Raw genomic sequence first — 21,848 nt, 5'->3', positions numbered from 1 at the left:
AAGGGATAGTTCATCGATCATGGCCAGCCGCCCACGCACGCTTTACGAGAAAATCTGGGACGATCACGTGGTCGAAACGCGTGAGGATGGCACCGCGCTGATCTATATCGACCGGCATCTCGTCCACGAAGTGACCAGCCCTCAGGCGTTCGAGGCCTTGCGGATCGCCGGTCGTCCCGTTCGCCGCCCCGAACTGACGCTGGCCGTGCCGGATCACAACCTGCCGACCACCGCGCGGCGGGATGGTTCGGGCGGCAAGATTCCGATCGCCGACCCGCAAAGCGCTGCGCAACTCGCCGCGCTGGAAAGGAACGCTCCCGATTTCGGCATCCGCTATATCGGCGATGCCGATGCCGAGCAGGGAATCGTCCACGTGGTCGGCCCCGAGCAGGGCTTCTCGCTGCCCGGCACCACCATCGTCTGCGGCGACTCGCACACGGCGAGCCATGGCGGGCTCGGCGCGCTGGCCTTCGGGATCGGCACCAGCGAGGTCGAGCATGTGCTGGCGACGCAGACGCTGCTCCTGCAACGCTCGAAATCGATGGAAGTGCGGGTCGAGGGCGCGCTCGGCCCCGGCGTGACCGCCAAGGATCTGATCCTGCACATTATCGGCGTGATCGGCGCGGCGGGCGGATCGGGCTACGTGATCGAATATCGCGGGCGCGTGTTCGAGGAGATGAGCGTCGAGCAGCGCCTGACGGTCTGCAACATGAGCATCGAGGCGGGCGCGCGGGCCGGGCTGATCGCGCCCGACGACACGGTATTCGCATACCTCGAGGACCGCCCGATGGCGCCCAAGGGTGAAGCGTGGTCTGCGGCGGTGGCCTATTGGCGGACGCTGCACAGCGATCCGGGCGCGAGTTTTGACAAATCGGTCGTGATCGACGCGTCCGAAGTGCAGCCGACCGTCACATGGGGCACCAGCCCGGAGGACGTCGTGGCGATCGGCGGCGAAGTGCCCTCGCCCGACAGCTTTGCCGATGAATCGAAGCGCGCCGCCGCGCGCAAAAGCCTCGATTACATGGGCCTGACTCCGGGGACGAAAATGACCGATATCCCGGTCGAGAACATCTTCATCGGCAGCTGCACCAACAGCCGGATCGAGGACCTGAGGGCCGCCGCAGAGGTGCTCAAGGGGCGCTCAAAGGCGCCTAACGTGCGCTGGGCGATCGTCGTGCCGGGTTCCGGGCTCGTGAAGCGGCAGGCCGAGGAAGAAGGGCTTGACCGGATCTTCACCGACGCAGGTTTCGAATGGCGCGAGCCGGGCTGTTCGGCCTGCCTCGGCATGAACCCAGACAAGGTCCCGCCCGGCGAACGCTGCGCATCGACCAGCAACCGCAATTTCGTCGGTCGACAGGGCCCCGGCGCGCGAACGCATCTGGTATCGCCCGCGATGGCGGCCGCGGCCGCGGTGGTTGGGCGGCTGGCGGATGTGCGTGAGCTGGATTGATGACCGGCGGTTGCCACTGCGGCGCGGTCACGGTCACGCTCTCTAGAAGACCCGAATACGTCAATCTGTGCGATTGCTCGCTGTGCGCCAAGTCCGGCGGAGCGTGGGGTTACTTCTGTTCTGCCGAAGTGAGCGTCGAAGGCGAGACCGCAAACTACCGGCGCGCCGACTACGAGAAGCCAGCGGTCGAAATGCATTTCTGCCGCACCTGCGGAACGACCACCCACTGGACCCTCACCGAGTATCACGATGGCGACCGTGTCGGCGTGAACATGCGGATATTCGAGCCATCGGAATTGAGCGGCATCGAAGCCCGCACTCTCGATGGGCGCAACTGGTTCGGGGAAACCGCAGCCGCGTATCGCCGTCCCGTCGGTTGTCTGGGCAGTGATGTGTTTCTTTGATCGGTGACGCCTTGCAAACGCCATAAGTGCAGCGCATGAGCCTCCCATGACGAAAAACGACAAATCCTCCGGCGATACGTCGAAGAAATCCGCCTCCAACAAGGCAGCCATCGGCGCGGTCGCCACGATCGGCTCAGCCGCCATCGCTGCCGCGCTCCTTTATGCGGGCAAGCGCTTCAAGAAGAAGCCGAACGAGCCGGCCCAGCCCGGCCCGATCCCCTCGGGCGAGAACCCGGAAACCGACTGAGGCAATCGGATGGATAGCCTCACGCGCATTGCAGGCCGGGCGATCCCGTTCGGCGCGAAGAATGTCGACACCGACATCATAATCCCGGCCAGGTGGCTCAAGACCATCACCCGCGAGGGACTAGGCGAAGGCGCGTTCGAAAGCATCCGGGCCGAGCCGGGCAACGTGTTCGACGACCCGGATTTCGCTGGTGCGCCGATCCTGATCGCGGGCGACAATTTCGGCTGCGGGTCGAGCCGCGAACACGCCGCCTGGGCGATCGGCGATCTCGGCATCCGCGCGGTGATCGCACCGAGCTATTCCGACATATTCTCCGGCAATGCGGTCAAGAATGGGATCCTGCCCGTGGTTCTGCCGCAGGAAGCGGTCGACCGGCTGCTCGAAGTCGCGCGCGACGGTCATCCGATCGATATCGACCTCGACACGCAGACCGTTACCACCGAATTCCAGGATCGTTTCACTTTCGAGATCGATCCGTTCCGCAAGCACTGCCTGCTGAACGGCCTCGACGAGGTCGCGCTGACACTGGAGCGGCAGGCCGAAATCGCACGATTTGAAAGCCAGCGCGGCGCGGCGCACGGCTGGCTCACCCACGGCACGAATATCTGAAGGGGGAAAGACCCATGAAAGCCATCCGCACCCACGCAGTCGGCGGCCCCGAGACGCTGACGCTCGACGAGGTCGAGGTCCCAACCCCGGCAAAGGCGAAGTGCTGGTCGATGTGAAGGCCTGCGCGATCAACTATCCCGACACGCTGATGATCCGCGATCTCTACCAGTTCAAACCCGAGCGACCCTATTCGCCCGGCGGCGAACTGGCAGGCGTGATCGAGGCGATCGGCGAAGGAGTCGAGAACTACCAGGTCGGCGACCGGGTGATGGCCGGGATCGGCAATGGCGGCTTGGCGGAGAAGGTCGTGGTCCCGGCGGGCCGGATGTTCCCGATCCCCGACGGCGTGCCGTTTGAGAAAGCCGCGTCGCTGCTGATGACCTACGGCACCACGATCCACGGGCTGAAGGATCGCGGGCATATAAAGGCGGGTGACGTGGTGCTGATCCTCGGCGCGGCGGGCGGCGTGGGCCTCTCGGCAGTCGAGCTCGCCAAGGCATTCGGCGCGCGCGTGGTCGCGGCGGTGTCGAGCGAAGCCAAGGGCGACGTCGCGCGCAAAGCCGGGGCCGACGAGGTCGTGATCTACCCGCGCGAAGAAATGGACAAGGCCGCGTCGAAGGAGCTCGCCAGCAAGTTCAAGGAAGCCTGCGGACCGACCGGCGCAAACATCGTCTACGACATTGTCGGCGGGCAATATTCCGAACCCGCGCTGCGCTCCATCGCGTGGGAGGGCCGGTTCCTGGTGGTCGGCTTCCCGGCGGGAATCGCGAAGATGCCGCTCAACCTCACGCTGCTCAAGAGCTGCGATATCTGCGGCGTGTTCTGGGGCGCCTTCACCGCGCGCGAACCGATGAAGTTCCGCGCGCAGGTCGAGGAGCTGTTCGAAATGATGCGGGCGGGCACGATCGATCCGCTGGTCTCCGAGACGTTCCCGCTCGAGCGCGCAGGCGATGCGATCGCCAAGCTCGAAAACCGCGAGGCCGTGGGCAAGCTCGTCGTCACGATGGAATAGCGGCGCGAATGCTTGTCGCCGCGCTCGCGCCACCCTATTTTCATGGCAGGACATTCCGGAGGGACTCATGACCGATTTCAAGGACCGCGAACGCGGTGAAGAAGCCAAATTCGCGTTCGACGAGGAAAACGCGTTCAAGATCGCGGCGCGCCGCAACCGCCTGCTCGGCGAATGGGCAGCGGGTTTGATGGGTCTCACCGAAGAAGAAACCGACGCCTACAAGAAGGCGGTGGTTCAGGCCGATTTCGAAGAGGCGGGAGACGAAGACGTGATCCGCAAGCTGCTCGGCGATCTCACCGCCGCCGAACAGGATGTCAGCGAAGCCGACATCCGCGCCAAGCTCGAAGAAATGATGATCGAGGCCCGTCGTCAGCTGATGAGCGACAGCTGATCGATGCCGATGAAGCGCGCCGATATCGAGGCTGCGATCCTCGCGGCCCTGCCGGGTGCGACGGTCGAACTGACCGATCTCGCCGGGGACGACGATCACTGGGCGGCGAAAGTCACCGCACCGCAGTTCGCGGGCAAGAGCCGGGTGCAGCAGCACAAGCTGGTCTACGCGGCGATCGGCGAGAAGATGGGCGGCGAGCTGCACGCCTTGCAAGTCACCACCGTGGTCCCCACGTAATCCGCATCAGGCGCACACCCCATTCAGGAAGGCCAACGCATCATGGCTGACACCAACACCCGCATCCAGTCCCTCGTCAGCGACAACGACGTCGTGCTGTTCATGAAGGGCACCCCGCTGTTTCCGCAATGCGGCTTTTCGAGCCGCGCGGTGGCGATCCTCGAGCATTGCGGCGTGGCGTATGAGAGCGTCGACGTGCTGCAGGACATGGAGATCCGCCAGGGGATCAAGAGCTATTCGGACTGGCCGACGATCCCGCAGCTCTACGTCAAGGGCGAATTCGTTGGCGGCAGCGACATCATGATGGAGATGTTCGAGGCCGGCGAATTGCAGCAGATGCTCGACGAGAACAACGTCGCCAAGGCCGAAGGCTAGTTTCCTGTCGTCCGCAGCTCGTTCGGGCTGCGCAAGCCAGCCAGGGTAGCCCCAAAAAAAAACCGCCTCGCGGCACATTCGCGAGGCGGTTCTTTTTAACGGGGAGGCAAGACCCAGAGACCAGGAAGATCTCGCCTCGATTTGAAGACCACTTGGGGTATCCAGCACTATGCACTCCCCGTGCCAAAAACATCAGTTTCCACGAAAACAGATACTTGGATGGTTTCCGTGCGTTAACCGGCTTCGGAGATGTAAAGCGAACCGACAGAACGGGGTGATTGCCGCGCTCGCCCCTTGGCATTGACCGCACATCGCGCCATCACGCACGGCAATGACGAACACTTCCCAGCCAGACGGCATTCCCGCTGCAACCATCATCATCTTCCGCAACGCCCCTGACGGCGGAGCGCCCGAAGTGCTGATGACCGTGCGGTCGCGCACCATGGTCTTTGCAGGCGGCATGGCGGTGTTTCCGGGCGGCCGGGTCGATCCTGAGGATTTCGAGCTGGGCGCGACGATCTCTGCCGATACGTCAGGCGCGATCGCGCCCGACGAGGCGGCGCATCAGGTTGCCGCAGTGCGCGAGACTCTGGAGGAGACCGGGCTGGCGCTCGGTCTTGCTGGCGACATCACCGCCGAAACGGCCGCTGCGGCACGCGCTATGCTGGATCAGACGGGCGCCCTCGCCCCGGTGCTCGATGCGTTCGGCTGGACGCTCGATCTTGACCAGATCGTGCCCTTTGCCCGGTGGTTCCCCAAGAACGAGAACATTCCGCGCGTTTACGACACCCGGTTCTACCTCGCCGATCTCGGCACCGGAGCGGTCGATATCGCGGTCGACAACTCGGAAAATACGCGGCTGTTCTGGACCAGCGCGCAGGGCGCGCTCGACATGGCGGAACGCGGTGAGATCAAGCTGATTTTCCCGACCCGCCGCAATCTCGAACGGCTCGCGCTGTTCGCCAGTTTCGAAGAGGCGCGCGCACAGGCCAAGGCGATCCCGGTCAAGACCATCGTCCCGCAGATCGACACCAGCAGCGGCAAGCCGATGCTGACGATCCTGGAAGACGCCGGCTATCCCGTGACGCAGGAACTGCTCGAGACGGTGGCGCGCGGTTAGCGCCGCGCCATCAGCCGCCGGTTCTCGCGGAAATTGACCACGCGATAGCCGCGCTCGTTCATCTCCTTGCTGTAATCGTAGCGCGCATCGGCGATTTCGCGGCGGTATTCCGCGTAGGCATCGCGACGATCCTCTTCATCGGTCGCCCGGCGCAAATCACTGCGCAACTCGCGCTTCGCCTCGCTGATATCGGTCTTGTAATCGAGCCACCACTTGTTGCTGTCGTTGTTGGGCGAAGGCGGCGCGCGGTAGCCGTCGACGATGATGCGATCGTGCGCGGCAAGCGGGGCGGCGACCAGAGTGGCGGTCGCTGCGAGCGCGGAAAGGACAATGCGGGCCATCGGGAGGTCTCCTGATTCTGCGGGGGCGACCACGCTCGCCATCCCAAGCTGAACGGAGGCTGTCATAGGGGCCCATACACTCAAACTGTGCGCAGCTTGCGGCGAACCGACCGATTGCGGCACTTCTCGAACCCGAAGGGTTCGCAAGGGCGACCGCCCGCCCGCAGCGATGCGACCTTCAGGTCGCGTGAGCGAGAAAAGCCAAGTGAGCGGATGCGAACGCCGGCGGTTGAGGCAAAGAAAACAGAAATTGGCGCGCCCGGCAGGACTCGAACCTGCTGCCTCAAGATTAGAAGTCTCGCGCTCTATCCAGATGAGCTACGGGCGCGCGTCCTTCCCGCAAGAAGGACCGGGAGCGCATTAGCGCGCTTTGCGTCGGGTTCAAACAGAGGTAATTGCTGCGCCGATGGATAAGCCAGAAACCACCGCACCAGACCCCGCCGCCGTGTTCGACCGCGATCCCGATGACGGGATCGTCGCGACCAGCCATGCGCCGGTGGCGTTCCGCTACTACGATCTCGTTATGGCGTCGTTCGTGGCGATCCTGCTGCTGTCGAATATCATCGGCGCAGCCAAGCTGACCTTCGTCGAGGTTCCGTTCTGGCCCGAGGGATGGTGGCCGGCGGCCGATGGCGTGTTCATCTACGGCGCGGGAATCCTGTTCTTCCCGCTCGGCTACGTGATCGGCGACATCCTGACCGAAATCTACGGCTTCGCCCGCGCGCGGCGGGTGATCTGGACCGGGTTCGCCGCGATGCTGTTCCTCGCCTTCATGAGCTTCGTCGTGGTCAGCCTGCCCGCGTTCGACGGCTGGGCCTGTGCGGCGTCGGATACGCTGGAAATGCGGGGCAGCCGGATGCCGTCGCCGGCTCGATCTGCCAGCAGACCTATGTTTCCGTGTTCGGCAGCACCTGGCGGATCGTTCTCGCCTCGATCACTGCGTTCTGGGCGGGGGAGTTCGTCAATTCCTACGTCATGGCGAAGATGAAGGTGTGGACGCAGGGCAAGGCACTGTGGACCCGCACGATCGGATCGACCGTGGTGGGACAGGGCGTCGACAGCCTGATCTTCTACCCCATCGCGTTCCTCGGCATCTGGACCACCGAAGCGGTGATCATCGTGATGATCACCAACTGGCTGCTCAAGGTCGTGTGGGAAGCGCTGTTGACGCCGGTCACCTATCTGGTGGTCGGCAAGCTGAAGAAGGCCGAGGGTGTCGAGCTGTTCGACATGGATACCGACTTTTCACCGTTTTCGACGACCCGCTCTTCGACCTGAACGGTGCGGGCTTATTCCACCGCCATTTCGGAGGGTGCCTCGCCCCCGGCACGGACCTCATCATCGGGGACGATCTCGACCCGGTAGCGCAGGCCGAGCCGGTCCGCGAGCAGCTGCAGGTCCTTTTCAGTCGGAATGCCGAACAGGTCGCTGTGGCTTCGGGCCAGCCGCAAGACCAGCTCGCCGTCGCGCGCCATCAGACGGCTGACCTGCAACGACCGCGCCGATCGTCCGCCAAGCCGCCGCGCCAGCCGCACCGAAAGCCCCCAGCGGATCGCCTCCTCGAGCGCGTCCTCCCCCGCGAGCTCGTGCAGATCGCCCGGCAGGTCGAGATGGTTGCCGTTGGCGGCAATCGCGGCGGCCAGCATCGCCCGGTCGCGGCTGTCGACCGCGATCCAGCGTTTGTGCAGCGCCCAGTCGATCGCCTGCGGCATCCGGATGTTGGGCTCGATCTGCATCGATGCGAGCGCCAGCATCGTGGCGGCCAGCCGCAAGCGTTCGCTGCCATGCGCGCGGGCCGGGGCGGCATCGACGGTCCAGGCCGCGATCTTGGCGGCGAGCGTCGGCGGCGCACCGCGCTGGGTCGCGAACACGCTTACCCCGGCGAGCAACGGGTCCTGTGCACGGGCATGCGGTTCGAGCCCGTCGAACACCAGCCCTTCGCGAAGGCCCCAGGATGAAAACACCACCCGGCTCGGCGAAAGCCGCGCCAGCAGCGCTTCGAGCAGCACGGCGGCATCGGGCAGCTTTTCGGCGCGCATCGAGGTGATGCGATCGCGGGCGTTGAGGCTTTCCGGGGTCTCCTGCGCCAGCGCCCTGGCCAGCTTGCGCGCCTGCCTGGCAGTCAGCTCGAATCCGTGCGGGTCGGACAGCGGGTGGCCCTGTTCCTGCATCGCGAACACCGCCATGGTTCGCAAAGTCCCGCCGACCAGGTACAGCGGCCGGTCCCCGGCGGATACGGGCGCGCCTTTCTTGAGCGCCTTGTTCAACGCCTTGCGCATCGCCGCATGCGAATCTCCGCGATACTCGGGCAGGCGCAGCGTGCCGAGCGGCAACGACACCGCATCGTGGGTGTCGCCCTGCTCGATCTCGACCAGTTCCAGACTGCCCCCGCCCAGATCGACCACCGTGCCCGCCGCGCCCGGAAATGCGCCCAGCACCCCGTGCGCGCTCAGCACCGCTTCTTCCTCGCCCGAGAGGATGCGCGGATCGAACCCGAGCTCGCGCAGCGGATTGAGGAAATCGTCACGGTTGCTCGCTTCGCGCACCGCCGCAGTCGCGACGGTCTGGACATCGTCGACCCCGAGGTCTTCGAGCAGCAGCGAAAAGCGCCGCAGGCCCCGCATCGCGAGGGCGATCGCTTCATCGGCGAGCTTGCCGGTGGTGGCGATATCGCGTCCGAGCTGCGCGGTGACCTTTTCGTTGAGCAGCACCGTCGGCGCGCGCATCGTCCCGCCATAGACCACCAGCCTGACCGTGTTCGAACCGATGTCGATGATCGCGCGTCCGGGCGTGCCGCCCGAGAACGTTCCGTCGCGGTTCCCTCTTCGGCGTGCGAGGTTCATCCCGTCCGCCCGCGGCGCAGCGACAGCTTGGGCACCCCGCCCGCTTCGAGCGCGCCGCCGCGCCCGGACAGCGACGGGTTCGTCATGAAATAACGGTGGCAGTTGAACGGCTTGCCCCCGTCTTCCATCACGTTTTCGACCCGCGAATAGCTGCCGTCGGCGTGAAGCCACCAGCTTTGTTCGGTATCCAGCATGTTCGCGAGGAGCACCTGTTGCAGCACCTGATCGTGCACCGTGCGGTTGAGGATCGGGATCAGCGATTCGATCCGGCGGTCGAGGTTCCGCTCCATCAGATCGGCCGAGGAGATGAACAGTGCCGCCTGCGGGCTGGGCATCGCGTGGCCATTGGCAAAGGCAAAGATGCGGCTGTGTTCGAGGAACCGTCCGATGATCGACTTGACGCGGATGTTCTCGCTAAGGCCAGGAACGCCGGGCCGCAGGCAACAGATCCCGCGCACCACCAGTTCCACGCTGACCCCGGCATTGCTGGCGGCGTAGAGCCGGTCGATCATGCCCTGATCGGTGATCTGGTTGCACTTCAACCAGATCGCAGCCGGCTTGCCCTTCGCGGCATTGGCGATTTCGGTGTCGATCCGCGAATACAGCTCCTCGCGCAGATTGAGCGGCGCGATCGCAATCAGATCGAGCCCCTTTGGCTCGACATAGCCGGTGACGAAATTGAACATCTTCGCCACGTCGCGGCCCAGCTTGGGATTGGCAGTGAAGAACGACAGGTCGGTGTAGATCTTTGCGGTGACCGGATGGTAATTGCCGGTGCCGAAGTGGCAATAGGTGCGAAACCCGTCGCCCTCGCGGCGAACCACGATCGCGCATTTCGCGTGGGTCTTCCAGTCGGTGAAGCCGTAGATCACCTGCACGCCCGCGCGTTCGAGCTTGCTCGCCCACTTGAGGTTCTGTTCCTCGTCGAAGCGGGCCTTGAGCTCGACCACCGCGGTGACCGATATGCCCGCCTCGGCCGCCTCGATCAGCGCGTTGATGACATTGGATTGCGCGCCCGCGCGATACAGCGTCTGCTTGATCGCCACCACATCCGGGTCCGCCGCAGCCTGCCGGATGAAATCGACCACCACTTCGAAACTTTCGTAAGGGTGGTGGATGATGATGTCCTTCTCGCGGATCGCGGAGAACGCATCGCCATCGTGTTCGCGGATCCGTTCGGGATAGCGCGGGGTATAGGCATCGAATTTCAGGTCCGGCCGGTCCTCGTCGACGATCTCGGCTAGCCCGTCGATCCCGATCATGCCATCGGTCTTGATGACGGCGGCCTCGGTCACGCCGAGCTGTTCGAGCAGGATCGCTTCGGCCTGCGGATCGAAATCCTCTTCCAACTCGAGCTGGATCACCTGGCCGCGCCGCCGGCGCTGGATCGCGCTGCGGAACGTGCGCACCAGATCCTCGGCCTCTTCCTCGATTTCGATATCGCTGTCGCGCAGCACCCGGAACAGCCCGTCGCCCTCGATCGTGAAGCCGGGGAACAGCTTCTTGGCATAGCGCTGGATCAGGCTCGCGATCGAGATGTAGATCGCTTCGCCCGGATCGCTGACCTCGCTCGGTACCCGGACGAACCGTGGCAGCGCGCTGGGGATCAGGATCATCTCGATAAGCGGCTCATGATCCGAATTGCGGGTCAGCGTGAACAGCAGCCCCATCCCCTCGTTCTGGACGAACGGAAACGGATGCGCCGGATCGAGCGCCTGCGGCGTGATGATCGGCAGGATCTCGTTGATGAAGAACGCCTTGAGCCACTTGTAGGCGGCCGGCTTGATGCGCTGTTCGTCGGCGATGTGGATGTCGGCCAGCGCCAGCCGATCGTGCAGCTCGCGCCAGATATCCTGCTGCCGTTCGGACAGCACCGCCAGCCGTTCGCGGATCGCGGCCAGCTGCTGGCTCGGTGACCGTCCGTCGATCGCGGGCTTGTCGATCCCGCGCTGCACCTGCCCGACCAGCCCGGACACGCGGATCATCGTGAACTCGTCGAGATTGCTTCCCGCTATCGCAAGAAAGCGCAACCGTTCGAGCAGCGGATATTGCGCGTTGCAGGCTTCGGCCAGAACGCGTTCGTTGAACGCGAGCCACGACAGTTCGCGGTTGAAGTAGTTCTCGCCCTCCGACCCGGCAATTGCCGGTTGTGTCTCGCGGGCTGCGAACTCCTCAGTGGTGATCGGTTGACTGCTCATCGCTTTCCTGAACGCCCGATCTGCGAGATCGGGGACAAATTTGCTTTCGTCAGAACGCTTTCGCGCGCCGACCGCGTCATGGCGGGATGTAAATGACCCGCCACGCCTTGTCACTCGCTGGCTGTCAGAGCAGCGATCGGCTGTCGGCGATCTGGGTGATGCCGCGCTGGCCGGATGCGTCGCGCCCCAGCTGCACGATCACGTCGATCACGCTCGCGGCATAGGCGATCGTGTCGGTACGCGAGAGCCCGATCCCGGTCTGCATCACCATCAGCGAGAGCTGCTCGAGCGCGCCGCGCAGCGAGTTGGCGTGAATGGTCGAAAAGCTGCCCGGATGCCCGGTGTTGATCGCGCGCAGGAACGATACGCTCTCCCCGCCGCGCAGTTCGCCGAGCACGATCCGGTCGGGGCGCAGCCGCAGCGCGGCCTGCAACAGTTCGTTGGAGGTCACCCTCGCCTCGCCAAGCTCGCCCTTGACCGCGACCAGCCCGACCGAATTTTCGCCCGGAAACTTGAGCTCGGGCGTGTCCTCGACCAGCACCACGCGCTCCCCGCGCGGGATTTCGCCGAGCATCGCGTTGAGAAAGGTGGTCTTGCCGGTGCTGGTGCCGCCGGAAATCAGGATCGTGCGGCGGTGGCGGATCGCTTCGCGAAGGTAGGCGATCGGCTGGCGCTGTGCGTCGGGCATTTCGATGTGCGTTTCGCCCGACAGCGGCCCGGTGTCATAGGCATCGAGCGGCAGGTCGAGCCGGCGATGGCGGCGGATCGCCATCACCCAGTGCCTGCGGCTGGCGGGTGGTCCGCAGAACTGGATCCGCGCGCCGTCGGGCAAGGTCGCTCCCAGCAGCGGATGTTCGCGATTGATCCCCTGATGCGAAACGCGCGCGACCTGTTCGGCGAGTCGCTGGACCAGCCGGTCGTCGATTTCGGGCGTCTCGATCCGCTTGATACCGGGATCGTTGGCATCCTCGATCCACACCTCGCCCGGCCGGTTGACCATGATTTCGGTCACCGTGTCGCGATCGAGCCAGCGCTTGAACGGAGCAAGGTAGGCGTCGAGATAGACGCTGCGTTCGCCGTTGCCGATCGCGGCATCGCCCTCGCCGCCGGGTGGGTCTGCGGCGGATTGCGGGGCGAGGTTGTGGATGTCGGCTGGCATGGCGATGGCGGCGTCAGATTACTGGCTGACGGTGGTGAAATCGAGGTCGCGCGCGGTGAAGACGCGGATCGGTTCGCCCATCTTCACGCGGATCGTCGGGCTGATGTCGCCATCCTGCTGCGCCGCGATCCCGGCCGCGCTCTGTCCCGCGCCGCCGAGGATCACCGATCCTCCGCCCGAGGCGATCGCGCCGAGCCCGCCGACCACCGACAGCAGCATCGCTGAGCCGAAGCGGCGGAAGAAGTGGTTGTCGACATCGCCGGCCAGCCCGGTCGTGCCGTCGAAGGCGACGGCCGGGGAGGCGATATTCACCGACGCTCCGTCGGGTCGGATCAGCCGGGTCCAGATCACATAGGCGCGCTTCTGGCCCTGCTGCACGCCCGACTGGTACTGACCGATCAGGCGCGATGAGCGCGGAACCAGCACGTTCTTTCCATCGAAGCTGCGCACGTCTTGGCTCACGACCGCGCGGACAAAGCCGGGCACATCGGTGTTGATCGCGGTTTCGAGGATGGCCGGGATCATCGTGCCTTCGGTCACCGTGGTCGACGGATTGGTCATCGGCCGCGCCTGAGCGGGAGCACCGCCGACCCCGCCGATGCGGCTCGCAAAGGCCGCGGCCGAGCCGCCCGCGCCGGTATCGCCGGCCGCAGCGGCCGGAGCGCTGGCAACGCCCGCCGCACCCGCCGCGTCGACCTGCCGCGAGGAATTCGCCGCGCGACTGGCGTCGAAGGTCATGATGGGGCTGGCATAGGGGTTGATCGCCGCGCCGGCGACCGCGCCCGGATTGTTGGCATAGATCGGCGCGGGGACCGGGTCGGCTTGCGCCGGCACCGGAGCATTGGTCGACGGGGCGGGGACTTCCGGAGTCGGTGCCGGAGCCACGGCGGCCTGCTGCGGTGCCGCGACGTCCGGGTTGCCCACCCCGTCGGCCGGGGCGATCCGCGCGGCGTTCATGCTCCACAACGTCACCGCGCCAAGGCCGAACACGATCGCGACCCCCGCCGCAAGGCCCAGGCCCTCGGTCTTCGACTTGCGGTCGGCGACCGCCGGAAAGGCGCTGCGGCTCGCGAGATCGATGATTTCGGCGGATTCGCTCTCGCGCGGATCGCCGCCTTCGCCCGGACCATCACCGCCGCTCTTGCGGGGTGGAAGACGCATCGCAAGTCGCATTACTTGACCTCCATCGGATCGGTACAGCGGCAGGCATCGTGGCTGACCATCACGACCCCCTGCTCTTTCTGCCATCGGCATCGGCGCTGAGCGCGCTCGCGGCTGCCGGGGCATTGTTGGTGAGTGTGGCGGTGTCGCCTCCCGCGCGCAGGATCACGCTGGTGGGAACGCTGTCGAGCACCACCGTCTCGCCACGAACGGTGAAGTTCACCGGCCCTTCGTCGCCGTCTTCGTTGGTGACGAGGATCGCGGGGATCGGCGCGCCGTCGGGCCATGTCAGGAACAGCACCTCGCCGTTGTCATAGGCGCGCGTGGGGAGCAGATCGGCCTTGCCCTTGCCCGTCCAGTCGAAATTCAGCGTAGCGGGATCGACCACTGCGTAGGGATCGCTGGCGGCGGCGAGTTCGAGCGCGCTGGCGCGTTCCTGGCGGGTGGCCTGCGCTGCGGCGAGCCGCGCCTCTTCTTCGGCCCGCTCCAGCTCGGGATAGCGGAACTGCATCACGTAGAGCGGAGCGTTGCGCGGACTGGCGACGAGATCGAACAGATAGGTGCGCCTGCTGGTCACGACCGTCATGTTGGTGGTGGCAGTGGGCGCGAGCGGCTTCACGAACACGATCGACTGCGCCTTGTTGGGCTGGACCTGCCATGCGGCGCTGTCGCCGATCGCGATGTTCTCGATCTGCTCGTCGGGCGCGAACTTGATCGTGGTCTGAACCTTGACCTTGCCGTTGATGCGGACAACGGCGGATTCGTCGTAGGTCAGCGTCACGAGACGCGGATCGTTCGCGCGTGGCGGTTCCTGCGCGATGGCCGGACCGGCCAGGGCCAGCGCCAGCGCAGCCATGGCAAGCCGAAGGATGTCGGCGCGGATCATGAGCGTTTCTCCGAATGCCTGGATAGCCTGCCCGCGCCCACCGAGCGGAAACGATTGCCGATCCCGCTCGTGCGCGATGCGGCCGGATTGAGCGGGGTCGCCTGACCGCCGCCGGAAGAGGTGGCGTAAACCCGAGTCTGGCGGGTCGTCGATGTGGCCGTGCCGGCATCGTTGGCAGCTGCGACAGCCTGCGCGGGCGCGATATCGGCACGGCGCTTTCCCGTTGCCGCGATTGCTGCCGGGACGACCTGTGACGCGCGGTCGGGCACCGCCGCAGGTGCCGTTGCCGGAGGCGTGCGGACCGTGTCGATCCCGCGCTCGGCGTTCTTCGAGGGCACGAGACCGAACACCTGCCAACCCGCGACCATGCTCGACGTGACCTTGAGGATCATGAACATCAGCGCGACATGCACGGCGCCGACGAGGAAGAACGCCATCGCCGCCTGCTGGTCGATCTGACCCGGTGTCGCCACGAGCGCCGAGAGGATCGGGACCGCGATCTCGAGCATGATCGATCCGCCCAGCACCGCGAAGACGGGTGCCAGCGACAGCATCACCACGCCCTTGAGCCAGCCGGTGAACAGCCCGCGCGTGCCGTTGAACAGCGCCAGCACGACGAAGATCGGCCCGACCGCGAGCAGCAGCGCCAACCCGATGCGAGCGGTGACCAGCAGCCCGACCGTGCCGAGCAGCAACAGCATTGCGCCGAGCCACATCATGCCAGGTGGCGAAAATGCGGCGATATCGACCTGCCCAGTGCTCGCTTGCTGGACCGCGAGGAACACCACGTCGAGCTTCTGCGCGAAGGTGAAGGTCGCCGAGCCGGAAGTGCCGGTGACGACCCCTGCCAGCTGATCCGGCCCATCCACGAACAGGTTGTAGAATATAGTTGAGAACGCGACGTAGCTGGTGGCGAAGGACAGGACCAGCCCCAGCGTCAGCATGCGGGGCAACAGTGCACGAACCGACAGGTTCGAGCGGCCCAGCATCAGGCTGATGCCGAAGAACGCGACATAGAAGATCAACAGCGTGGTCAGCACCACCGCGAACTGCCCGTCGGTGCCGAAAATGCGCCCGAAGGCCTGCTCGCTCATCTGCGAGGCGATGCAATCCACCGCAGTCAGCGCTGCGGCGACGCCGGTGCCCAGATCCTGGGCGGCAAGATCGCAGGTCGTCGTCATTCGGCTGCCTGCCGGATCGGTAGGCCGTGCTCGTCGAGACCGGCGGAGCCATCGGGCCAGGCATGGTCGGTCAGCGCTGGATACCATTGCGCAGGGTCGTCACCCACCGCTTCGCGCAGCAGGTCGAGCCGCCGCACAGAGGCTTCGCGTCCCGACAGCACGGTAAGCACTTCGGGCGCACCCGACAGATCGAGCCGCACCACAACGCTGGCGTCGGGCTGGCGCACGAGGAAACAGCGGCTGTGCGCGGGCAGCGAACGGATCAGCGCGAGTTCGTGCTCGGTCAGGCCGAAGCCGTCGCAGTAATCTTCCGGCCGCGCCCGGCTGTTGGGCATGAATATCATCGTCGCGGTCTGTTCGACCAATGCAGTCGAAATGCGGCTCTCGAGCGCGTCGCGGACGGACTGTGTCGCAAATCCGACCAGCGCGTTGCGCTTGCGCAGGGTCTTGAGCCAGTCGCGGATGCGCGCGGCGAACACCTCGTCGTCCAGCGCCTTCCAACCCTCGTCGATCAGGATCATCGTGGGCTGCCCGTCGAGCCGCTCATCGATCCGGTGGAACAGGTACATCATCACCGGGGTGCGCAGGCGGGGGTTTTCGAGCAGCTGCGTCATGTCGAACCCGAGCACGCGGCGGTCGAGATCGAGCAGGTCGCGTTCGTTGTCGAACAGCCAGGCGTGTTCGCCTTCCCCGATCCACGCGCCGAGCCGGTCGGCCAGGTCGCCAGGTTCGGGGCGCTTCGCACCCGCCAGCAGTTCCTTGAAATGCCGCAAGCGGCGCAGGCCTGCATCGTTCTGGTATGCGGCGTCCACCGCTGCGGCGATCAGCGCGAATTCTTCCGGCCCATCGGCCTTGAGCAGGACGCCGAGCCAGTCGCGCAGGAACGCCTTGTTGCCCGGTGTATCGGGCAGCGACAGCGGGTTGAACCCGGTCGGTTCGCCCGGATTGATCCGGTCGTAGCGTCCGCCGATCCCGCGAACGAACAGCTCCGCCCCGCGATCCTTGTCGAACAGGATCGTGCGGGGGCTGAATTTCTGCGCCTGCGCGGCGAGGAAGTTCATCACCACGGTCTTACCCGCGCCGCTCGGCCCGATGACCGAGAAATTGCCGAGATCGCCGTGGTGGAAATTGAAGAAGAACGGCGTGGCGCTGGTCGTCTCGAGCAGCGTCACGGCGTCGCCCCAATGGTTGCCGCTGGCCTGCCCCAAAGCAAATCCGTGGAAGCTTCCGAAACTCGCCATGTTCGCCGAGGAGATCAGCGCGCGGCGCACGATGTATTCCTCGTTGCCGGGGAACTGCGCCCAGAAGGCGGGTTCGAGATTGGTGTCCTCGCGCACCGCGATCGCGCCGGTATCGGCCAGCGCGGCAGCGCAGGCGGCGGTCGCGTCGTCGAGCCGGTCGAGCGTACCTTCGCGCACCAGCACGGTGAGGTGATGATCGCCGAAGCCGACCCCGCCGTTCCCCAGCGCATCGCGGGCGGCCATCATGTCGGCCCGTTCCGCAGCGGCTTCCTCGTCGACCGAACGCGAACGCCGCAGCGCGAGGTCGATCCGCTCCTTAGCCGTCGTGCGCTCGTTGGGCGCGTAGCTTTCGGTGACGATCATCTCGTATGGCAGCCGCAGCAGCCCGTCGAGCAGGCCGGGAGAGGTCGCTTCGGGATAATCCTTGAGGCCGAGGATTGCCGAGAAATCGGGCTGGCCGCTGCCGCGCAGCTCCATCGCATCGAGGCCGAAGCTGGCGCGGCGATAAGGCAGCATGTGGCCGATATCGGTGTCTTCGCTGGGACGCCGGACCGGGCGCATCTCGCCGTTGTAGAGCGCCGAAAGCAGCTCGAGCATTTCCGAATTGGCGCCGCCCTTCCCGCTGCCCGGTGCCCGGTAGTCGCCCAGCACTGCTGCGCCATAGGCGGACAGCGAGGCGACGAGGCCGTTCACGGCGGCCTTGAGGCTCCGAATGTCCTTTGGATCGGCCTCAAGTTCGTCGCCGCCCTGCCGCGAGAAAAACTTGCCAACCCGCTCCGGCAAGCCTGTCTTGCCGCGCGCGGGACGGCGGATCAGCGTCACGAACTGATCGTTGATGAACAGCGATCCGCCCGCCAGTCGCTCCTTCCAGCGCGCATCGATATGGCGCGAGAGCGGATCGTCGAAGGTGCCGTCCAGCTCCACTTCGACCCGGCGGCGAATGACGTGATGATAGAGCACGAAGCGCGCATCGAGCGTCGAGCGCAGCATCACCTCGCGCGTCGCCGCGTGGGCGTTGAGCGCCTGCGAATCCTCGGTTTCGAACAGCAGGCCGGGAACCTGGATCGCCGACATGACCGACCGATCGCGCAGCAGCACGGTGTGCTCGTCGATCAGCCGTTCATACGGCAGGCGATCGCCGACCCGCGCTTCCTTTGCGCTCCATGCGGCGGGGCCGATCCACTTTGCCATGTCGGGGCCTCCTTTACCGGGCCTCAGATTCGTTCAGGTCAGGGGGCGTAGCTGTTGCAGCCCCAGCGCTTGTAATTCGGGATGCGCGGGCATTTCGAAACCTTGGTGATCCACAGGTCGAAGATGCGCGGCTCGCGCAGCGATGCGAAATAGCCCACCGCGTGCATGATCACCGGCACCGGCAGGATCCACCAGCTCTTCAGGATCAGGAACGCGATCGTCGTCACCATCAGGTTGATGATGAAGAAGTTCATCGTCACGCCCGCAAACATCTGCGGGCGAGTCAATGCGCGGTGCACCGGATGGCGGACGAGATCGGTCACGTCGCCGCCCCTACCCCGCTGCCGCCTGAATGCCGGCGACGATGGTGGTCGCGCCGAACAGGATGAAGACGCCGACGATCACCGTCGCGCCGAACCGCCAGTTCATCCGCCCGGTCAGCATCATGAAGCCGACCGCGGCAACCGCCATCACCGCGACGGTGGTGGCCACGGTGCCCAGCAGTGTGCCCTGCAACCACGCGAGCGCGGCCACGATCGGGCCGGACCCTTGGGGATCGGCCTGCGCGAACGCGACGCTCGGCATCGTCAACAGCGCCAGCATCGCGGCGGCGCGGGCAGTCAGGCGAAACGATGATTTCATCTGGTCGATCACTCTTTACTCATTGGGTCTGACAGGGTCCGGTCATGGTGCAACCTGGCGGGCATGATCGGCAAGCCGCCCCATGATGGCGGCGACATAGAGCCGGGTTTCGCGGATATTCGGAACACCGCCTGCGCGGATCACCCGCCCCGGTCCGGCATTGTAAGCGGCGAGCGCCTTTTCGAGGTCGCCGTCGAACCGGTCGAGCTGTTCGCGCAGGTAGCGCGCCCCGCCTTCCAGGTTCTGCATCGGATCGTCGGGATCGACGCCGAGATAGCGCGCAGTGCCCGGCATCAATTGTGCGAGGCCACGCGCGCCCGCGTGGCTCACCGCGTTCTCACGCCAGCGGCTCTCCTGCCAAACCAGCGCTTCGAGCAGGCTGGGGCTGAGATCGAAGCGGCGCGACAGTTCGGCGATCTTCGCCGCGTAGCGCTGCGGCACAACCGCTGCATGCCGGCGCGTGTCGGCGACAATGCTGTCGGGAATGGCGAGGCCGCTCATGTCGACAGGATCTGCCACGCCGATCTGTGTCGTCGCGTCGACGGACGCGACCAGCCCTCCCGCAACCCAGCGAGCTCCATCCGCATCCACTTCCATCACATCCGCATGAGCTGGCACAGCCGCCGAAGCGAGCGCCAGGACAAGCGGGGCTGCGATACGATTGAGGCCCGCGCGCGCGAGAATCATGTGTGCCCTCCAATTGGGTCCCTCTGCCTACAGTAAGTGACAGATGGGTGACAAATCAGGGCGCGCTATTTCGTGTCCCAAAGGCGAGCGGGAGAACTCGGAACGACAAGCGAGCGAAAAGCGCTTCGCTTTCCGCTCGCTTGCTCGTGCCGCTGTGTGCGGCAGAATTGCTGATCCGTCAGTCGCGCTGCGCGACCCGGCTGGCCGATGCCCGGAACTCGCCGCGCTCGAGCATGGCCATCGCCTTGCGAGCCAGCCGCCGCGAGTCGGTCGCCTTCCCGTCGGCGGTTTCGAGTTCGATCGGCTGGTCGCTCTTCAGCGCCGCGTCGAACATCGCGCGCGCCATCTGGTCCTTGCCCATGTGCGCATAGGCGATGCCCAGATTGATGAGCAGGGCCGGATCGTCGGGCGATGCCTCCCGCTGAATTTCGAGCGAGGCAATGGCGGAGGTCGTCTCGCCGCGCGCAAGGTTGCCTGCTGCGAGTTCGGTTCCTTCCTGTACCTGTGCTGCCGCCGGGAAAGCCGCGATGGCCGCAAAAAACACGAGGGCGAGTGCCGATTTGGCCATGATCCTGTCTCCTCTGATTTGTCATCATAGTGAAACGGGATTTTTCGAAATGCAACAAAACTGAAACATTGTCATATTTGCGAGTCCGAATCCGCTCATCCTATTGTTTTTGTGATGTAATATTTTCGTAGAGTTGCAACAAAACTGTAATCAAAGCTGAGCCTGTCTTGTCATATTTGTCGCTCTCTGGTCATAGTTTGCGACTTGCCATCATTCTGTAATCCTGAACGAATTCTGTCATCAGGTGTCCTTAGCGAAGCCCTCGGCGCAGCCTTCTGCGCATCACCGATTCTCGGATTTCTTGAGGGGACCGCTCGCTGTGAAGACTATCCATCGCACTCTCGTCCTGGGTTGCAGCCTCGTTGCTCTTGCAGGCTGCGGCGCGGACGAAATCGTTTCGCCCGGCACCAGCGGCGACATCATCATCAACAACCCGGCCCCGTCGCCAACTCCGACGCCGACACCGACCGGCACCCCCACAGTAACCCCCGCAGGCGGTTGCCCGACAATCAACTCGACCGGTGGTCTGACCGATGCCGGGACGCTGAGCGGCCCGACCGGCACCTATCGGGTGTGCACACTGCCCGCGACCTTCAACGTCGACGACACCCTGCCGTTCGTGAACGGCCTGGTCTACCAGATCACCAACCGCGTGAATGTCGGTACCGATCAAGGCTTCAGCAGCACCGGCACTGACGTTACGCTCACGATCGAACCCGGCGTCATCCTCTATGGTCAGGGCGAAAGCTTCCTGGTCGTCAACCGCGGCAACACGATCCAGGCCAACGGCACCGCATCACGGCCGATCGTCTGGACCAGCCGCGACAACGTCATCGGCGTCGCGAGCGACAACAGCCAGGCACAATGGGGCGGCGTCGTGTTGCTGGGCCGGGCTCCGGTCTCCGACTGTTCGACACAGGTGTTCAACACCGCTGCCAATCCCAATGCCAATGCGCAGTGCGAACAGCAGCTCGAAGGCACCGTGGTCGCCACCCCGTTTGGCGGAACCAATCCGGCCGACTCTTCGGGTTCGATGCGGTTCAACCAGATCCGCTTTTCCGGCTTCGAACTGCAGCAGGCAAACGAGCTACAATCGCTGACCACCGGCGGCATCGGTTCGGGCACGGTTATCGAGAACCTGCTTTCGTTCAACAGTTCGGATGACGGCGTCGAATTCTTCGGCGGTTCGGTCAACGTTCGCAACCTTGCCGTGATCGGTGCCTCCGACGATTCGCTCGACGTGGACAGCGGCGCGCAAGCCAACTTGCAGACGGTGGTTGTGGTGCAGCGATCGAACACCGGCGACAGCCTGATCGAGTTCGATTCGCCGGACGATCTGGCCGCGGGCACGCCCGGCAACGCCCTGCCGCAGAGCCGCCTGCAGGTGAACAACTTCACTTTCGTCCAGCGTTCGTCGGCTTCGAGCCAGGCGGTTCGCGCGCGCGGCGGACCTGCGCTCAGCCTGAGCAATGGCGTGATCGACGTCGATTCGGCGGACGACAGCTGCATCCGCATCGACGAAGCGATTACGCTCAACGCGATCATCGGTTTCGATTCGATCGTGTGCGACGGTTCCACCCGTCCGGTTCGCGGTTCGTCCGGCGTTTCCGATGCGCAGGTCCAGGCGGTGGTCAATGCCGGCACCAACAACAACCTGCTGGCGATGCTGACGCTGTCCAATACGCTGGTGAACGGCACGTTCGAAAACGGCATTGCCGTATTCGACGCAACGGCGCGGTCGAGCTTCTTCACCAGTCCGCAGCCTGCCTTCATCGGCGCCGTGCAGTCGGACCTTGCGGCGAATTTCGGCAACTGGACCTGCAACTCGTCGATCATGAATTTCGGCAGTTCGACCGGGGCCTGCACTTCGCTGCCGGTCTACTGATCGCGCCTTTCGAAACGGAG

21 protein-coding genes, 1 tRNA gene and 2 pseudogenes are annotated in these 21,848 nt (G+C 65.1%); 11 read left to right on the top strand and 13 right to left on the bottom strand.

Going from position 1 to position 21,848, the window contains the following annotated elements:
* Window positions 1-19 precede the first annotated feature (19 nt).
* From leuC to KDC96_RS01180, 9 genes and pseudogenes are all read left to right on the top strand, one after another.
* Window positions 20-1,450: a 3-isopropylmalate dehydratase large subunit gene (gene leuC / locus KDC96_RS01220; protein ID WP_212450002.1), complete on the top strand. Its 1,431-nt coding sequence runs from the start codon at window positions 20-22 to the stop codon at window positions 1,448-1,450.
* On the top strand, window positions 1,450-1,854 hold the full coding sequence (locus KDC96_RS01215) for a GFA family protein (RefSeq protein WP_212450000.1): 405 nt from the start codon (window positions 1,450-1,452) through the stop codon (window positions 1,852-1,854). Before leuC ends, KDC96_RS01215 begins: the two co-directional genes overlap by 1 nt.
* 46 nt (window positions 1,855-1,900) lie before the next feature.
* Window positions 1,901-2,101, top strand: a complete 201-nt coding sequence (locus KDC96_RS01210) for an isopropylmalate isomerase (protein ID WP_212449998.1) — start codon at window positions 1,901-1,903, stop codon at window positions 2,099-2,101.
* Window positions 2,102-2,110: 9 nt separating this feature from the next.
* Complete coding sequence (gene leuD, locus KDC96_RS01205; RefSeq protein ID WP_212449996.1) at window positions 2,111-2,710, top strand: 3-isopropylmalate dehydratase small subunit; 600 nt, start codon at window positions 2,111-2,113, stop codon at window positions 2,708-2,710.
* Window positions 2,711-2,724: 14 nt separating this feature from the next.
* Window positions 2,725-3,722, top strand: a pseudogene (locus KDC96_RS01200) (NADPH:quinone oxidoreductase family protein).
* 67 nt (window positions 3,723-3,789) lie between these two features.
* Window positions 3,790-4,113, top strand: a complete 324-nt coding sequence (locus KDC96_RS01195) for a DUF1476 domain-containing protein (protein ID WP_212449994.1) — start codon at window positions 3,790-3,792, stop codon at window positions 4,111-4,113.
* A 3-nt stretch (window positions 4,114-4,116) separates the two neighbouring features.
* Complete coding sequence (locus KDC96_RS01190; RefSeq protein ID WP_212449992.1) at window positions 4,117-4,350, top strand: BolA/IbaG family iron-sulfur metabolism protein; 234 nt, start codon at window positions 4,117-4,119, stop codon at window positions 4,348-4,350.
* 42 nt (window positions 4,351-4,392) lie between these two features.
* Window positions 4,393-4,725: a Grx4 family monothiol glutaredoxin gene (gene grxD, locus KDC96_RS01185; protein ID WP_212449991.1), complete on the top strand. Its 333-nt coding sequence runs from the start codon at window positions 4,393-4,395 to the stop codon at window positions 4,723-4,725.
* Window positions 4,726-5,056: 331 nt separating this feature from the next.
* Window positions 5,057-5,845, top strand: coding sequence for an NUDIX domain-containing protein (locus KDC96_RS01180; RefSeq protein WP_212449990.1), 789 nt, complete (start codon window positions 5,057-5,059; stop codon window positions 5,843-5,845).
* Here KDC96_RS01180 and KDC96_RS01175 read toward each other — a convergent pair.
* Complete coding sequence (locus KDC96_RS01175) at window positions 5,842-6,186, bottom strand: hypothetical protein (protein ID WP_212449989.1); 345 nt, start codon at window positions 6,184-6,186, stop codon at window positions 5,842-5,844. The genes KDC96_RS01180 and KDC96_RS01175 overlap by 4 nt on opposite strands.
* A 251-nt stretch (window positions 6,187-6,437) precedes the next feature.
* Window positions 6,438-6,514, bottom strand: a tRNA-Arg gene (locus tag KDC96_RS01170).
* A 78-nt stretch (window positions 6,515-6,592) separates the two neighbouring features.
* On the opposite strand from KDC96_RS01170, the pseudogene KDC96_RS01165 reads away from it, so the two are divergent.
* Window positions 6,593-7,464 (top strand): annotated as a pseudogene (locus KDC96_RS01165) (queuosine precursor transporter).
* An 11-nt stretch (window positions 7,465-7,475) separates the two neighbouring features.
* Here KDC96_RS01165 and KDC96_RS01160 read toward each other — a convergent pair.
* The 11 genes from KDC96_RS01160 to KDC96_RS01110 form a co-directional block, all read right to left on the bottom strand.
* Window positions 7,476-9,029 (bottom strand): Ppx/GppA family phosphatase, encoded by a 1,554-nt coding sequence (locus KDC96_RS01160; RefSeq protein WP_212449988.1) that lies wholly within the window; start codon window positions 9,027-9,029, stop codon window positions 7,476-7,478.
* The gene (locus tag KDC96_RS01155; RefSeq protein WP_212449987.1) at window positions 9,026-11,227 is read right to left on the bottom strand and encodes an RNA degradosome polyphosphate kinase; all 2,202 of its coding nucleotides are present in this window, start codon (window positions 11,225-11,227) and stop codon (window positions 9,026-9,028) included. Before KDC96_RS01155 ends, KDC96_RS01160 begins: the two co-directional genes overlap by 4 nt.
* A 124-nt stretch (window positions 11,228-11,351) precedes the next feature.
* Window positions 11,352-12,386, bottom strand: a complete 1,035-nt coding sequence (virB11, locus tag KDC96_RS01150) for a P-type DNA transfer ATPase VirB11 (protein WP_212449986.1) — start codon at window positions 12,384-12,386, stop codon at window positions 11,352-11,354.
* Between the two features lie 18 nt (window positions 12,387-12,404).
* Window positions 12,405-13,547 (bottom strand): TrbI/VirB10 family protein, encoded by a 1,143-nt coding sequence (locus tag KDC96_RS01145; RefSeq protein ID WP_212449984.1) that lies wholly within the window; start codon window positions 13,545-13,547, stop codon window positions 12,405-12,407.
* A 61-nt stretch (window positions 13,548-13,608) separates the two neighbouring features.
* On the bottom strand, window positions 13,609-14,433 hold the full coding sequence (locus KDC96_RS01140; RefSeq protein ID WP_212449982.1) for a TrbG/VirB9 family P-type conjugative transfer protein: 825 nt from the start codon (window positions 14,431-14,433) through the stop codon (window positions 13,609-13,611).
* Window positions 14,430-15,614 carry a type IV secretion system protein gene (locus tag KDC96_RS01135; protein ID WP_212449980.1) on the bottom strand — a complete coding sequence of 395 codons (1,185 nt, stop codon included), beginning with the start codon at window positions 15,612-15,614 and terminating at the stop codon, window positions 14,430-14,432. Before KDC96_RS01135 ends, KDC96_RS01140 begins: the two co-directional genes overlap by 4 nt.
* Window positions 15,611-18,046 (bottom strand): VirB4 family type IV secretion/conjugal transfer ATPase, encoded by a 2,436-nt coding sequence (locus KDC96_RS01130; protein ID WP_212449978.1) that lies wholly within the window; start codon window positions 18,044-18,046, stop codon window positions 15,611-15,613. Before KDC96_RS01130 ends, KDC96_RS01135 begins: the two co-directional genes overlap by 4 nt.
* A gap of 38 nt (window positions 18,047-18,084) precedes the next feature.
* Window positions 18,085-18,369 (bottom strand): type IV secretion system protein VirB3, encoded by a 285-nt coding sequence (locus tag KDC96_RS01125; RefSeq protein WP_212449976.1) that lies wholly within the window; start codon window positions 18,367-18,369, stop codon window positions 18,085-18,087.
* Between the two features lie 10 nt (window positions 18,370-18,379).
* Window positions 18,380-18,688, bottom strand: a complete 309-nt coding sequence (locus tag KDC96_RS01120; RefSeq protein WP_212449974.1) for a TrbC/VirB2 family protein — start codon at window positions 18,686-18,688, stop codon at window positions 18,380-18,382.
* A gap of 42 nt (window positions 18,689-18,730) precedes the next feature.
* Window positions 18,731-19,375 carry a lytic transglycosylase domain-containing protein gene (locus KDC96_RS01115; RefSeq protein WP_249171868.1) on the bottom strand — a complete coding sequence of 215 codons (645 nt, stop codon included), beginning with the start codon at window positions 19,373-19,375 and terminating at the stop codon, window positions 18,731-18,733.
* A gap of 178 nt (window positions 19,376-19,553) precedes the next feature.
* Window positions 19,554-19,943: a tetratricopeptide repeat protein gene (locus tag KDC96_RS01110; protein ID WP_212449972.1), complete on the bottom strand. Its 390-nt coding sequence runs from the start codon at window positions 19,941-19,943 to the stop codon at window positions 19,554-19,556.
* Between the two features lie 319 nt (window positions 19,944-20,262).
* On the opposite strand from KDC96_RS01110, the gene KDC96_RS01105 reads away from it, so the two are divergent.
* The gene (locus KDC96_RS01105) at window positions 20,263-21,828 is read left to right on the top strand and encodes a hypothetical protein (RefSeq protein ID WP_212449970.1); all 1,566 of its coding nucleotides are present in this window, start codon (window positions 20,263-20,265) and stop codon (window positions 21,826-21,828) included.
* The last annotated feature ends 20 nt before the right edge of the window (window positions 21,829-21,848 follow it).

The sequence above is a fragment of the Erythrobacter sp. JK5 genome (assembly GCF_018205975.1).
Classification (GTDB): domain Bacteria; phylum Pseudomonadota; class Alphaproteobacteria; order Sphingomonadales; family Sphingomonadaceae; genus Erythrobacter.
The sequence above is the reverse complement of the archived record's forward strand: the minus strand, read 5'-3'. Positions and strand labels throughout refer to the sequence as shown.